At 35.1% G+C, this 15,134-nt stretch carries 14 protein-coding genes; 5 read left to right on the top strand and 9 right to left on the bottom strand.

The annotated features are described in order from the left end of the window. Window positions 1-63 precede the first annotated feature (63 nt). Window positions 64-555: a DUF6438 domain-containing protein gene (locus BW946_RS13855; protein WP_076596826.1), complete on the top strand. Its 492-nt coding sequence runs from the start codon at window positions 64-66 to the stop codon at window positions 553-555. A 222-nt stretch (window positions 556-777) separates the two neighbouring features. Further along, window positions 778-2,085, top strand: a complete 1,308-nt coding sequence (locus tag BW946_RS13850) for a DEAD/DEAH box helicase (RefSeq protein WP_076596747.1) — start codon at window positions 778-780, stop codon at window positions 2,083-2,085. A gap of 60 nt (window positions 2,086-2,145) precedes the next feature. Here BW946_RS13850 and BW946_RS13845 read toward each other — a convergent pair whose 3' ends face one another. The 8 genes from BW946_RS13845 to BW946_RS13810 all read right to left on the bottom strand — a co-directional run bounded on the left by BW946_RS13845 (window position 2,146) and on the right by BW946_RS13810 (window position 10,335). Beyond that, window positions 2,146-3,099: a hypothetical protein gene (locus BW946_RS13845; protein ID WP_139326009.1), complete on the bottom strand. Its 954-nt coding sequence runs from the start codon at window positions 3,097-3,099 to the stop codon at window positions 2,146-2,148. A gap of 195 nt (window positions 3,100-3,294) precedes the next feature. Next, entirely contained in the window at window positions 3,295-4,062 is a 768-nt protein-coding gene (locus BW946_RS13840; protein WP_076596745.1) for a TatD family hydrolase, read from the bottom strand. A 5-nt stretch (window positions 4,063-4,067) separates the two neighbouring features. Continuing rightward, window positions 4,068-4,589 carry a DUF4269 domain-containing protein gene (locus tag BW946_RS13835; RefSeq protein ID WP_076596744.1) on the bottom strand — a complete coding sequence of 174 codons (522 nt, stop codon included), beginning with the start codon at window positions 4,587-4,589 and terminating at the stop codon, window positions 4,068-4,070. Then, window positions 4,590-5,540, bottom strand: coding sequence for a GSCFA domain-containing protein (locus BW946_RS13830; protein ID WP_076596743.1), 951 nt, complete (start codon window positions 5,538-5,540; stop codon window positions 4,590-4,592). A gap of 76 nt (window positions 5,541-5,616) precedes the next feature. Further along, window positions 5,617-6,588 (bottom strand): polyprenyl synthetase family protein, encoded by a 972-nt coding sequence (locus BW946_RS13825; RefSeq protein WP_076596742.1) that lies wholly within the window; start codon window positions 6,586-6,588, stop codon window positions 5,617-5,619. Between the two features lie 101 nt (window positions 6,589-6,689). Further along, the gene (locus tag BW946_RS13820; protein WP_076596741.1) at window positions 6,690-7,832 is read right to left on the bottom strand and encodes an inorganic phosphate transporter; all 1,143 of its coding nucleotides are present in this window, start codon (window positions 7,830-7,832) and stop codon (window positions 6,690-6,692) included. A 12-nt stretch (window positions 7,833-7,844) separates the two neighbouring features. Further along, a complete protein-coding gene (locus BW946_RS13815) occupies window positions 7,845-8,483 on the bottom strand; it encodes a DUF47 domain-containing protein (RefSeq protein ID WP_027374906.1) in 639 nt (212 codons plus the stop codon). A 151-nt stretch (window positions 8,484-8,634) separates the two neighbouring features. Further along, window positions 8,635-10,335, bottom strand: coding sequence for a DEAD/DEAH box helicase (locus tag BW946_RS13810; RefSeq protein ID WP_076596740.1), 1,701 nt, complete (start codon window positions 10,333-10,335; stop codon window positions 8,635-8,637). Between the two features lie 466 nt (window positions 10,336-10,801). Between BW946_RS13810 and BW946_RS13805 the strand changes: the two genes are divergently transcribed. The 3 genes from BW946_RS13805 (at window position 10,802) to BW946_RS13795 (ending at window position 14,017) form a co-directional block, all read left to right on the top strand. Then, window positions 10,802-11,467, top strand: coding sequence for a DUF2461 domain-containing protein (locus BW946_RS13805; RefSeq protein WP_076596739.1), 666 nt, complete (start codon window positions 10,802-10,804; stop codon window positions 11,465-11,467). Window positions 11,468-11,735: 268 nt separating this feature from the next. Next, window positions 11,736-12,530, top strand: coding sequence for an FkbM family methyltransferase (locus tag BW946_RS13800; protein ID WP_076596738.1), 795 nt, complete (start codon window positions 11,736-11,738; stop codon window positions 12,528-12,530). 8 nt (window positions 12,531-12,538) lie between these two features. Continuing rightward, the gene (locus tag BW946_RS13795) at window positions 12,539-14,017 is read left to right on the top strand and encodes a lipopolysaccharide biosynthesis protein (RefSeq protein WP_076596737.1); all 1,479 of its coding nucleotides are present in this window, start codon (window positions 12,539-12,541) and stop codon (window positions 14,015-14,017) included. 18 nt (window positions 14,018-14,035) lie between these two features. Here BW946_RS13795 and BW946_RS13790 read toward each other — a convergent pair whose 3' ends face one another. Beyond that, window positions 14,036-15,076, bottom strand: coding sequence for a hypothetical protein (locus BW946_RS13790; RefSeq protein WP_076596736.1), 1,041 nt, complete (start codon window positions 15,074-15,076; stop codon window positions 14,036-14,038). Window positions 15,077-15,134: the final 58 nt, after the last annotated feature.

Here is a 15,134-nt window from a genome sequence, read left to right as displayed (position 1 = left end):
AAACAAAGAAAATTTTATCTTTTGGAACAATTCTTGGGAGACTCTTTCAAATTTAAAAAGACTATGAAATATTTCCTCGCCATTTGCGCATTTGTGTTTTTGACATCCTGTACAACTTCTCAAAAAGTAAATTCAAAATATACTGCAATTGAATATGAGGCAACTCCGTGTTTTGGTTTCTGCCCTGTTTTTAAAATAACAATCAACCAGGACAGAAGTGCAGTTTTTGAAGCAGAACATTTTAATTTTAATGATAAGCCTTCCAAAGATGAGTTCTCAAAACCACGTGAAGGAACTTTTAAAGGAGTCATTAAAGAAGAAGATTATAATAAATTAATCAGTTTACTTGATGGCTTAAATGTAAAAAGTTTGAATAACAAATACGGTGAACACAATATTACCGATCTTCCAACCGCCTATTTAAGAGTACAATTCGCTGACGGGACTTCAAAAAATGTGGAAGATTACGGAAAGCGTGGAAGCGAAAAGCTTTCAGAACTGTATCAGTTTTTTGAAAATTTACGAAAAAACCAGCAATGGACTAAAGTGAAATAATTTCATTTACTATGATCTTTTGATCCAGATAAGATTTTATTTTTACAATAAAACAATTGGCTGCTTGTATATGGGTGGCCATTGATATTTTACAGCCATAAAATAAGCTTTATAAAGATGCAAATGAGCAGAATAAAAATCTTAATTTTTTTTAAACTACCTTTGCAGAATGTAATTCTTTCAGACTGAAGGAATTTTTATTTAAATTTTAAAATAATTCATTTGAATTTTACAGACTTAAACTTAATAGAACCTATTGCAAAAGCAATCCAGGAGCAGGGATACACCACACCTACGCCTATTCAGGAAAGATCTATTCCTGATATTCTGGAAGGCAGAGACTTTTTAGGTTGTGCGCAGACAGGAACAGGTAAGACAGCCGCTTTTTCCATCCCCATCCTACAGAATTTATCCAAAAATAAAATTCCCAACAAACATATTAAAGCATTAATCCTTACACCAACCAGAGAACTGGCTATTCAGATTGAGGAAAACATTAATGCGTACGGTAAATATCTTCCATTAAAACAACTTGTTATCTTCGGAGGAGTAAAGCAAGGAAACCAGGAGGCAGCTTTGAGAAAAGGTATTGATATTCTGGTAGCAACACCGGGAAGACTTCTGGACTTTATTGCACAGGGCATCATCAGCCTGAAAAATCTTGAGATTTTTGTTCTTGATGAAGCAGACAGAATGCTGGACATGGGTTTTGTACATGATGTAAAAAGAATCATTAAACTTTTACCTCAGAGAAGACAAACTTTATTCTTTTCCGCAACAATGCCGGCTGAAATTCAAAAACTGGCTAATTCTATCCTCAATAATCCGATAAAAGTAGAGGTAACTCCGGTTTCTTCTACGGCAGATACCATCAAACAATCTGTGTATTTCGTAGAAAAGGATAATAAACTGAATTTACTTTCTCATATTCTGCAAAATGATATTTCAGACTCTGTATTGGTTTTTGCAAGAACGAAGCACGGTGCAGATAAGATTTCCAGAAAACTTCAGAAGGATAATATCTCTGCAGAAGCAATTCACGGTAACAAATCTCAGAATGCGAGACAAAATGCATTGAATAATTTTAAATCCGGAAAAACAAGGGTTCTTGTCGCCACAGATATTGCTGCCAGAGGAATTGATATTGATGAATTGAAGTTTGTGATCAATTTTGAGCTTTCCGATGTTTCTGAAACATATGTACACAGAATCGGAAGAACCGGAAGAGCCGGAGCCGAAGGTAATTCTATATCTTTTGTAGACGGACTTGATCTTTTGAATTTAAAGAATACAGAGAAACTGATTGGAAAGAAAATCCCCGTAATCAAAGATCATCCGTTCCATACTGATGATCTTGTTGCACAGAAAAGGGATTCAAATAACAAACCTGTGCATGCAGGTGGTGAGAAACCTAAAACAACAGGCAACAGTAACAGCTCAAGACCTAATAACAACCGTAAAAAGCCTTCTGCGGGAGCTTCAGTAGGGTTTAAAAAACCTAAGAACAAGAATTTCACAAGAAAGAAATAAAATAAAAAAGGCCGTCTCACAACTTGTGAAAACGGCCTTTTTTATGATCGTTGATTATTATTATTCTGTTTTTTGTTTTGTATAGCAATAACCGATAATACAAAAAGGTAAACAAGCTGCCAGATAAGTGGTAGAAAAGAAATTATTCTGGTAAGAAAACCCTAAAGTGAAATACTGTTCACCTACAAAACTTAACATCACCAAAAAAAGAATATAAGCTGAGAAGTAAAATACTGTTTCTATTTTTTTAACATAGAAGGAAAGGATAACCGACAGTATCATAAAGAACAGCATAACAAATTTATTGCTTTGTCCCTGAAGATTAAGAGGATTATATTGCAGCACATGCTCAATATTTTTGGCAGGCAGCAGAACAGATGCCAATAAGATTGCTACCGTCAATAAAAAGCATACCCCAAATTTTATTTTATTTTTCCAGCTGGTTTTAATAAAAGGATTTAATAAAAAAATAATTAAAGGGATGATCACTGCGCTTCTTGTAAGACATAGAATTCCTATGCATATTCCCAACAGAAAAGGTCTTTTAAAGTAATCATCTTTAAACTTTCTGCTCCAAAAAAGAATAAAGGCTGCAACTGCAATAAAGGAAGAGATAAAATCACTCTTACAGACCACTTCATAAATATACGCCAGGGAAATACCCAACATTCCTATCGCAAAAAATCTATGAAAATTGCTCTTAAATTCTAAAAAAATAACATAGGAAAACAGTAAGAAGGCAGCAACCTGAAGGTATCCGACATTCCCTAAAAAATAAAAAACACTTGACAAAAGCAATTGCCCGGGGAGATAAGAGGATAAATTTCCCATGAAATTTGGAGTATCATAGATATATTCTCCTTTTGTCCAATGCTCCACAGAAAATTCTAAAGTTGCCCATCTGTCAATATTCATTTTGTAGGGATCTTTTATCACATGGCACAAAGCAATGTAAGCAATAGTTATAAAAACGATAAGAAAATATACAGATTTTTCGGTCCATAATTTTTTCAACCGAGACCATTTTCCTAAAGAGAATAATAATAAATTGCCCCCTGAAAAAAGAATAACTAAAATAGTAAGAGGAACAAAAGACTGCCTGATTCCATATTTTGTCAGAAATAAAAGATTAATGATGAAATAAACAGCAAACAGCAATATGCCATTCAACCTGTTGCTCCTAATAAAATTTAACAGGGCATTCATTAATTATGGTATTTGAAAAATGTTTTTAGCATTTTCTGTTGTAATACGCTCAATCTCAGAAAAGTCTTTCCCATAGATATCCACCAGTTTTCCGGCAACCAGATCAAGATAAGAGCTTTCATTTCTTTTCCCTCTGTGAGGAACCGGAGCCAGATATGGAGAATCTGTTTCCAGAACAATTTTATCCAATGGAACTTCGTTCAGAAACTGATCTATTTTTCCATTTTTAAAAGTCACTACTCCACCGATTCCCAAGATAAAATTAAGATCAATGGCATGTTTTGCCTGTTCCAGATTTCCAGAAAAGCAATGGAAGATTCCTCTAAGTTTCGGATGTTTTTTTCTTTCCAGAACCTCAAATGTTTCATCAAAACTTTCTCTGGTATGGATGACAATCGGAAGGTCTTTTTCTATCGCCCAGTCAATCTGCTTTTCGAAAGCTTTCACCTGAATATCCAAAGTTGTTTTATCCCAATAAAGATCAATTCCAATCTCTCCAATAGCCGGAAAATGTCTCTGACCAAGATAATTTTTTACAATTTCAAGTTCTTTTTCCCATGATTCTGGCTTTACATAGCAGGGATGCAGCCCCATCATAGAAAAAATCTGGCCCGGATAGTCTGTTTCCAGCTGCAGCATTTTCTCATGGGATTCAGAGTCGATAGCAGGAAGATAAAATTCTCTAATCCCTTTATCTAAAGCTCTCTGAATGGCTTCTTTTCTGTCTTCATCAAATTCTTCTGCGTATAGATGTGTATGTGTATCAATCATTTTATTTAAAATTTCAACAGATCTTCATAAGGGTTTTCAAGTCCCAGCAATAGTCCGAAAGCTGGCTCTGTTTTTATTCCCTGTTTTTTCAGCTCTATTATTTTTTGTTTAAATTTTTCTCCTTTTTTCAGTAATATTTTGTATTCTGCAACCATGTGAAGATAGGCGTTCTGCTGTGTTGTGGGCTTATTCTGTCCGAAAATTTCGATGGGGAATCCATCCAGCATAAAATTTAACGTAATACATTTTTCACCGTTTATAATAGGATACTCCACTTCTACATCATAAGGAATAAATCTGCTCCACATTAAATCATCCAGAAAGTCTTCTTCAAATTGTAAATCCACTTCAAAAATAAGATCCAGATCACTGCCTTCAATATCAATTTCAATAGGAATAGTTCCTGCTAAAATTGGAGAATAATCCTTTAATTTATCGAAAACACGATATTTTGTAAGAATTTCGTAAGCTTTTTTCTGTCTTTCATTTCCATCTTTCAGATAGTTAATTCTGGTGAAATCAGGCATTTAAAATATTTTATGTTTTACCTTCTTGCGCTGTACTTCAATTCTCTGATCCAGTTTTTCTCTGAACTCAATAAACTTCGGATCTTTCTTATCGCTTGTCTTGTGTTCAAGAGCCTTGATGATTTTAAAATTTTCTTTGATAAAGTTCTGTGTTTCTTCTGAAAAATAAGACTTCCCGAATTTCTCAAATATATAATTAACCGCCTGCGTACTGGGATGAATCATATCTTCTTTATAAAAACGGTAATCCCTGAGGTCATCCATTAAAATCTCATAAACCGGCAGATAATGACAGTCTTCGAACATGGAAATAGACTCATGGATAGCCGTAATCAGCTTGGATTTGCTCAATTGGTTTTCTACCATTCCGTCTTTTGTATGCCTTACGGGGGAAACGGTAAACAGAATTTGCACTCCTTCTTTACAAATATCTTTAAGATCCAGAATTGTATGGTAAATTGAGCTTGTCAGCTCCTGATGGGAAAGTAATCTTTTCTCAAAAAACTTCTGCGGAATTTTGTGACAGTTGGCTACCAGCTTTTTCTTGGGAAGAAATTCATAGATAAATGAAGATCCGTAAGTGATAATGATCCAGTCAGCTTCCTGAAGAAAGGCATTTCCCGCTTCAATAGCACCGTTAATCCTGTCCAGGGTCTGATGAATATATCGGGTATCAAAACTGGTGTTATGATCCAGAGAGATGTATTCTTCATTGTAAGTAATCAGCTCCTCTTCTTCGTAAAATGCAGAATCATGTAATCTGTTGATGGCATTATTGATGGAAAAAGGATTAAAAATAGTCCCAAAGGGGTTGTTAAGAGTCTGAAGTTGTCCGTCCTGAAGTAGATCTGTCATTTCAGAGGCAAAGCATGATCCTATTGAAAATATTTTATCTTCAATCTCAATCTTCTTTTCTGATACGGGAATATCAACTTCGGTTCTGAATTTCATTGTATAGGGATTAGGTTGCAGGGAACAGGTTGCAGGTAAATTGCTGTTACCTGCGAACTACCCTCTGTTACCTATATTAACTTTCTCTTCTCAACAAATAATTAGCCAGTTCAATGAAAGGTTTTTTCTTTTCTTCCGGAACATCTATTTTCTGAAGGTAACTTTGTCCTATTTCATTATGTTTTTCAATCAGACGTAAAGCTTTTTCATCTACTTTTGTTCTTCTGAAAATCTTTTCTACGCCATACACCTTATCAACATTTTCAGTCTTCTTAGAATACCAGTAATCCAGTTCTTTTCTTTCTTCATCGGTAGCATGTTCTCTTGCTAACAGATACAGAACCGTTTTTTTGTTCTCATAAATATCTCCGGCATGCTTTTTTCCAAACTGTGCCTGATCTCCGAATACATCAAGATAATCATCCATAATCTGGAACGCAATTCCGATATGCTTTCCGAAATTAAAAATAGCTTTCGCATCTTTAAAATCAGCTCTTGCGATCAAAGCCCCGATTTCAAATGAAGAAGCACTTAACACTCCGGTTTTATAGGTAATCATTCTGATATAATCATCAAAAGTAACATCTTTCTGAGTTTCAAAGTTGATATCATACTGCTGTCCTTCACACAACAGAAGTCCTGTATGAGTAAATATTCTGATACATGCTTTGAAAATTTCAGGTTCAAGATCTTCAAAAAACTTATAGGCTTTCAGCATCAGCCCATCTCCGGAAAGAATACCTACGTTAAGGCCATGTAAAGTATGAATGGTAGGTTTGTTTCTTCTTAAAGGAGCTTCATCCATAATATCATCATGGATCAGGGTGAAGTTATGGAAAAACTCGATAGCCAATGCAGGTTTGATGGCCTGTTTAAGATCTCCACCGAACATATCACATGCCATCAGCACCATAATAGGACGAAGACGTTTTCCACCATGGGAAATAATATAATTCATCGGCTCATAGAGCTCCGAAGGTTTATCTTTAAAAGTATATTTAGTGATGGCATCTGCAACAATCTGCTGGTATCTGTCTAAAAATTCCATAAAATCTTATAATTTGAACAAAAATACGATTTTTCAGGGCTTTATAAAACAAAAAACTTTGCCCAAACGGACAAAGTTTATATAATTATATGATTTGTTTTTTAGAAAACGAAAGTTACCACAAGATAGGTAATTCCCGCTACTATTGCAGAGATCGGAATGGTAAGAACCCAAGCCCAAAGTAAGCTTACAGTGATTCCCCATCTTACCGCTGAAATTCTTTTCGTTAATCCTACCCCGATGATAGAACCAGTAATCGTATGGGTAGTAGATACAGGAATACCGAAGTGGTCTGTAATGAACAAGGTAATAGCACCCGCAGTTTCTGCACTTACACCTTCTAATGAAGTTACCTTAGTAATCTTGGTACCCATTGTTTTGATAATCTTCCAACCACCGCTCATGGTTCCTAAACCGATAGCAAGGAATGATACCAAAGGAACCCAAAGGTAATGTTCTGCAAAATAATCAAAACGTCCTGCAGCAGGAATATTCAGATAAACCGGATCACGCAGCATTTCAACATGATAATAGATAAGTGCTGCACCAATGATCCCCATTACTTTCTGAGCATCATTCAAACCGTGCCCCAAGCTGAATAAAGCTGAAGAAGCCAGCTGTAATCTTTTGAAAGACTGGTCTGCTTTGTGTGGGTTTGATTTTTTATAAAGGTGTACAATAATCAGGGTAATGATGATTGAGATAATCATCCCTATAATTGGTGCCATAAAAATGAACAGGAAGATAGGAATTACTTTATCAAACTTCACTACACTCTGATGGGTAACCTGATTGAAAGCTTCTTTAACAGTACCCCACATTCCAAGATCTGGCTGTGTTGCCACCACATCATGATAATCCATCATGAAAGCATGCATAAGAGCTGCTCCCAGGAAACCTCCGATCAGCGTATGTGATGATGATGAAGGGATTCCGAACCACCACGTAAGGAGGTTCCAGGCAATAGCTGCCACAAGACCGGAAAATATAACTTCAAGGGTGATAAAATTCTCGTTAACTGTTTTGGCAATTGTGTTACCAATTTTGAATTCTCCAATAATATAAGCAGCAATAAAGAAAGCTGCAAAGTTCCAAAGCGCCGCCCAAAGTACAGCCTGGAATGGAGTTAAAACTTTTGTAGAAACTATAGTTGCAATTGAGTTGGCTGCATCATGGAAACCATTGATATAATCGAAGATCAATGCCAGCGCAATAATAACTATAAGTAAAATCGGAAATTCCATTTTTGCTATGTATTAGGCGTATTTAATCATGATGTTCTCAATGGTATTGGCAACATCTTCTGCTTTGTCTGTTACAATTTCAAGGTAGTTTAATACGGATGAAACTTTAATAATGTTGATGGCATCATTGGTTTCAAATAATTCTACCATTGAGTTGGAAAGCAAATCGTCAGCAATATTCTCAATAGAGTTCACCTTAATACAAGCTTCTTTCACCTGTTCCATATTTTTAAACCCTTTCAGGTTTTTCATAGCATTCTGAATTTCAAGACATGCTTTGTGGATCAATAAAGAGAAGTCTGAATAAGCCTTCATCTCAGGTGATTTGTAAAGGAAAATATATTTTGTGGATGCGTAGATATAATCAGCGATATCATCAAGCCCGGTTGCCAGTGTGTGGATATCCTCACGGTCAAAAGGTGTAATGAAGTTTTTCCCTAATTCCACGAAAATTTCGTGAGTGAGTTCATCATTCTTGTGTTCGAAGTCGCTCATTTTCTTCAACATTGAATCGTCATTAAGATCGAAATCCTTGATTCCTGTGTTGAATTCTTCTGACATTGCAACTAGATTTTCAGTTACTTTTTCGAAAAGTACAAAGAAGATTTTATCTTTTGGTTGAAAAGCGTGGAAAATATTACCAATTCCCATTTTTTAGTATTTATAATTCGTGTGCAAATTTCTTAAAAAAGGATTGTACGTGAAACTATATGACATTAAGTTTTGTTAACATTCGCTTAACTACTGATTATCAAATAAAAAAACCGGCATTAATGCCGGTTTTGTATGGTATAGGAAGAGATTAGTTTGCTACTTCAGCTCTCATATCTTTTCCTTTGAACTTCATAGATTGAATATTGCTCAATACATTGTCTTTGAAAGATTTTTCAACTTCGAAGAAAGAGAATTTCTCTAAGATTTCGATATCACCGATTTCAGCTCTCTTTTTGGTTTTTCCGCCAGCAGTTGCCTTATTGATAATATCTAAAACATCAAGCTTTTTCAAATGGTCTTTCTTACCAAGGTTGAAGAAGAATCTTACCATGTTTTCATCTCTTCTTCTTGGTTTTGCCCCACGATCTCTGTCTCTTCCACGATCTCCTCTATCTCTGTCACGACCTCTGTCTCTGTCTCTGTCACGTCCACGGTCTCTTCTTGAGAAATCGTCATCTCTGCTGCTGAATTTCTGCTCTACAAGATCATGCTTGTCTTTGTAGTATAAAGCAAGATCTCTCAACTGGAACTGTAGAAGCTGGTGTACCAGTTCTTCTTTTGTAAAGTTGCTCAGATCCGGGATTAAGCTGTCATCAAATTCGAAAAGATCTTCGTGCTCCGTCAATAATTTTTCGAATACACCACCTACCTGAGCTTTGATAATATCATCACCAGTAGGAATGAATTTCTCGTTGATTTCAATTTTTGTTGCAGATTTGATCTGTTTCAGTTTTCTGCTTTCTTCAGGCTTGATTAAAGCCATGGAAATACCATCTTTCCCAGCTCTACCTGTTCTTCCGCTTCTGTGAACGAATACTTCAGGATCATCCGGTAAAGAGAAGTGAATAACGTGAGTTAAAGAGTTCACATCCAATCCTCTTGCTGCTACGTCTGTTGCTACAAGAATATCGATGTTTTTCAATCTGAATTTCTTCATTACCGTATCTCTCTGCGCCTGAGAAAGATCACCGTGAAGAGCATCAGCTGCATATCCGTTCTGCATTAAGAAATCAGCAACCTCCTGAGTTTCCATTCTCGTTCTGCAGAAGATAATGGAGTACTGGTTAGGATTCGCATCAATAAGTCTCTTCAATGCTTCTTTTTTCTGACGGTATCCTACAACATAGTATTCGTGAGTAATGTTCTTCTTCACTTCGTTGATAGAACCTACTGAAATACGATGTGGTTTTGTAAGATAATTCTTGGAAATTCTTTCCACCTCTTTATTCATCGTTGCAGAGAATAAGAAAGTTTGTTTCGTTTCCGGAGTTTCGCTTAGAATGGTTTCCAATTCATCCTTGAATCCCATAGAAAGCATTTCATCAGCTTCGTCTAATACCAACCAATGAATCGCAGAAAAGTCTAGTGCTTTTCTGTTGATAAGATCAATTACTCTTCCCGGAGTTCCCACAATGATTTGTGGTTTATCCTTCAAAGATCTCATCTGCTCTACAATACTACTTCCACCATAAACCGCAGTTGTCTTGATGTCTTTCATATACTTAGAGTAATTCTTTATGTCCTTCGAAATCTGAAGACATAATTCCCGTGTCGGACAAAGCACCAATAATTGGATTTTGCGACTCGTATCGTCAATCATATCCAAAATCGGAAGCGAAAACGCTGCTGTTTTGCCTGTCCCCGTCTGCGCAAGTGCGATCAAGTCGCGAATATCTGAAAGAATAAAAGGGATAGTCTGTTTTTGGATTTCTGTTGGGCTTTCGTAGCCCAGTTCGCCAATTGCCTTAAGGATATCAGGACTTAAATTGGTTTCCGTAAATAAATTCATTAACTATTTTAAAATTTTTGCAAAGATACAATAAATATTTGATTTGTTTTTGAATAAAGTTTTAAATATACAATCTTAAATTCACAATCCTGTAATATTTTTTTAATTTTTGGAAAATTAAACCCAAAAAAAAAAGCCTCAGATTAGAAAATTGTTAAACATTATTTTTTTTTATTAAATTCGATTGATTTTTTCTGTACTATTTATGAATTTTCAAAAATAAAGCCATGAAAAGTAAATTTTTCTTTTGGCATCTTTCTGCATAATCATTTAATACCTGTCCATCCATACTATTATGCATCCGTATGAAATCTGGGAAATTTTATTGAATAGAAAAAACAGAATAATATTTCTATGAATACTTTTTGTACATTTGGTTTTGAGGTTTCAGGGCTTTGAAATTTTGGTCCGGGCTCGGGAAGCAGTTTCGAATCTCATGTAATAACAAAAAAACACTTAACACAATATGTCTGCAAGTATTTCTCCCAAAACTTTTGATTTTTTACAAAAGTTAAATAAAAATAATAACCGCGAATGGTTTAATGAAAATAAAGACCTGTACACAGAATCTCAGCAAAATGTAGTTTCATTTTTAGATGAACTCATCAAAGAAATGTCTGATTTTGATGATGAGCTTGCTAAAATTGACAGTAAAAAAGCCCTTTTCAGAATTTACAGAGACACCCGTTTTTCTAAGGACAAATCTCCTTATAAAACCAATTTCGGAGCTTCTCTTGGAATGGGAAAAGGAAATCAGAAAGGAGGTTATTATCTTCACCTGGAACCTGGAAAATCCTTTTTAGCCGGAGGAATTTACATGCCGGAATCTTCCGTACTGAAAGAAGTTCGTAAAGAAATTTCTTTGTACGGAGATGATTTTCTGAAAATTCTCAATAATAAAGATTTCAAAAAACATTTTCCGGAACTTGATCAGGAAGACAAACTGAAGAAAATACCTCAGGGTTTTGAGAAAGATGATCCTATGGGAGAATATCTCAAGCTTAAAAACTTTATTGTGGTATATTCTCTGAAAGATGAGGAAGTACTGGACAAAAATGCGGTGAAAAACATGACCAAAGTTTTCAAACTGATGAAGCCTTTCAATGATTTCCTGAATACACCTTTTCTTTAAACAGTTTTATTTTTTTTCAATCACAGATCACTCATTTTTAACAGAGAATCGGGTGCGTTCTTACTGGTTTGTATTATTTTAGAATATTATTATTGAGATATTCAGGGTATGCAGATATCTCTGGGACAAATCAAAAATATATTAAAATTCAACAGGTTACAAAAGTGATTTTAAAAACCTATTCTGAAAATCAAGCCATTATAATTAACATTTTTTAAGAAAAGTTTTACATTTTTACTTATCTTTGCTGTTCGCCAAAAAGCCAAAGATGTCTTTATACCAAAAAATTGCAGAGAAACTACAATACATAAGCCCGAATTTCTACAAAAAAAGATATTTTAAAGCTTTAAATAATCTTAATAAAAATAACTTTTCGGAACGTAATGTAGAACCGGAATTGGTATGGATCAAAGAATACCTTCCTAAAAATGCTGTGATACTGGATATTGGTGCCAATGTGGGAACTTTCCTTTATCAGCTGGAAAACACCTTGAAGCATGAGCATATTTATGGTTTTGAACCTAATAAAAAGCTTTACAGAAGACTAAAAAGACTTTTTTCTAACATGCACATTCTCCCTCTGGCTCTTTCTGACGAAAACAGGATTGCAGAGTTCAAAGTACCCATTATTAATGGAAAAACCATTGCTTCCCGCGGCACTTTAAATACTTCTTACAAAGAAAAAGGAGAAGAGAAAAGCTATACGGAGCAAGTAAAAGTTATCAAGCTTGATGAATGGGCTGCACTGGAAAATTTCAGCAGACTTGATTTTATCAAAATAGACGTTGAAGGAAATGAAATAAAAACATTGTCCGGGGCGAGAGAAACCATCAGACAATTTAAGCCGACTTTAATGGTCGAAATGGAACAAAGACACCACCAAACTCCTATATGGAATGAAATATCCGAAGTGATGAGCTGGGGATACGATGCCAAATATCTTAACAGAAACAGCTTTACGCTGGAAAATCTTACAGAAGATATCATAACGCAAAATACAAACGACGAAAAAAATAAAACTCAGTACATCAACAATATTATTTTTATACCTAAAAACATTTAAAACAACTTATGAGTGTAGTAGCGAGACAAGGCTTCAAATATTCCATTATCGGTTATATTGGTTTTTTGCTGGGCACGGTTTCCGCAATATTCATATTTCCGAATGATTTTGAATTTTACGGAAAGCTACGCTACAGTATGCAAACTGCTGAAATGCTTGTTCCTTTTGTTGTTTTTGGTATTTCTTATGCGAACGTAAAATTTTTTAACGCTTTGCAGAAAGAAGGAAAAAATCAGAATATGCTTTCACTCTCTCTTGTGACGGTTCTGATCAATTTTCTCATTTTTATTACTGTATTTTTTATCCTCCCCTATTTTTATCCCAAATTTGTACATTCGGAAGCGTGGAAAATTAAAAAAATTATTTTACCCTTAATTTTAATTTTATCACTCTGCGCTATTTTCAATAAATACACCTCAAATTATAAAAGAATTGTTGTTTCGAATATCTTTGACAATCTTTTTCCTAAAATAGCAAATCTGGGGGCTTTCTGTCTTTTCTTCTATTTTTCTTTGTCTCAAAATATCGCACTGGCTTTTTTCTTCGGAATATTTACGCTCATGCTTTTCGGGTATATATATTATACCAATAAACTGGAAAAAATAAAGTTCGACATCAGTACAGATTATTTCAAAAAAGATCATTTTTGGAAAGAATTCCTAAACTACAGTTTCTTTGGATTTCTGGGAACATTTGGAAACTATCTGGCGATCAACAGCTTTATGATAGGAGAATTCATGGGAATGGAAGAAAACGGGATATATTCCGTTCTCTATGCTTTGATCTCTCTGATCTCTATACCCCAATTGGGACTATTCAATATTTCAGCTCCTATTATCAGTAAAAATCTGGCAGACGGAGATATGGTAGAACTGGACAGGTTCCATAAAAAAACTTCTTTAACACTGTATTTCCTTGGTGCTGTTTTATTCTCATGTATTATGGTAGGATTTCCTTATCTGACGCAGTTCATGCCAAAGAACGGAACCATGCTCAGAGAATATGAACCCGTAGTCTGGATCTGGGGTTCTGCAGTATTAATAGATCTTGCTACCGGATTCAACGGGAATATTATTTCACTCTCAAAATATTACAGATTCAATATTCTGGTGATGCTTTTGCTGGCCGGGCTGACTATCGGACTGAATTATTATTTCATTAAAAACACGGATCTGAAGCTGATCGGAATTGCTCTGTCTACAGCAATTTCCCTTACCATTTACAATGTGGTGAAAATTGTTTTCAATTATATTGTGTTTAAGGTTTCGCCTTTGAGTATTGAAATGATTTTTGTCTCCATTATCTGTACTTTAGCTATTACCGTGGCTATTGTTCTCCCAAATTTCAACAGCAATCTGCTTAATCTTGTTTACAAACCTGCAGTTGTTTTGATACTGATCTATATCGGAAATTACTTCACCAAGATTTTCCCGGTTGAAGACTATCTGAATATGAGATTTATTAAGAGTGTATTTAAGATAAAATAAGAGAATGATCCTGGCTTTTCAGACCAAAGACGCTAGAAATTGTTCCAGTCTCTTCTGAACTTTTTTCCTGCTGTATGTTGTCAAAAAATCAAATGAAGTCTCTGAAACAGTTCTTAATTGTTCAAGAACATTTTCTTTTTCAGCAATAATGAAGTCCAGTTTTGAAGGATAATTTCCTGGAAAAACCGCCAATTTTCCGTAGGCGATGGCATCACCCAGATTTCCTGTCATTTTAGTCAGTCCATAAATTTCTTTCATGCCGAAAAACTCTGTTTCCTGCTGAATCGGGCACCATAAAACATCTGCTTTCTGCATCCATTTTTCAAAATCTTCGGAGGAAACCCTTTCTGAAAAACAGGTAATTTCAATATTTTCCGGTAATTTTCCAGGCAGGTTTTCAAGTTGTTTTAACTCGTGTCCGCCCGCTTTTCCAAGGAAAACAAATTTGCAGGGCTGATCCGTACTGAGTTTCTGAATAGTTTTAAAAATATGGGCGTAATCTCTTCTTTTCTGTGAGACCCCACCAGGAATCACCACCACAAGCTCTTCATTTTTTGCTTTATCAAAATCTCTTGTATAAAACAGCGGCAAATACTGATATCTCCCTGAAACCAATGCTTCATCCAACACGAAAAGAGTTCCTGAAGTCTTATAAACTTTGGTTTTGTAAAATAATCCTTCCTTCAGCCATAGTTTTAATCTGAAGATAATATCTCCTTTGAAAACACTTTTCATCAGATCCAGCTTTGAGGCTTTTATGAAATTAAGATTATGGGTAATGACTGCGGTATTATACTTTTTTGTTACTGCCAAAAATGTATTAAAATAACGATGAACAGTTCCTATGATCACCAGATCATACCCTTTTCCTTTTAGCTGATCCATAATCATAGAACTGTCTGATAAGAAAACTGCTTCATTGTGATGACTTACCTGATCTTTGATTCTCTTTGAAAAATAATAGTCTACCGCAAAATCCTGACAATCTTCCATAATATCCATGAAAGCGTGAGCTATTTCTGCGTGAGTGTCTATTTCTATGTAAGCTATTTTTTTCACGGGTTTGCGGGAGTTATATCTTAAGTTTTGGCTAAAGCCAGTGGATTTTTATCTTTTT

The sequence above is a fragment of the Chryseobacterium sp. RU33C genome, from assembly GCF_900156015.1.
Classification (GTDB): domain Bacteria; phylum Bacteroidota; class Bacteroidia; order Flavobacteriales; family Weeksellaceae; genus Chryseobacterium; species Chryseobacterium candidae.
The sequence above is the reverse complement of the archived record's forward strand: the minus strand, read 5'-3'. Positions and strand labels throughout refer to the sequence as shown.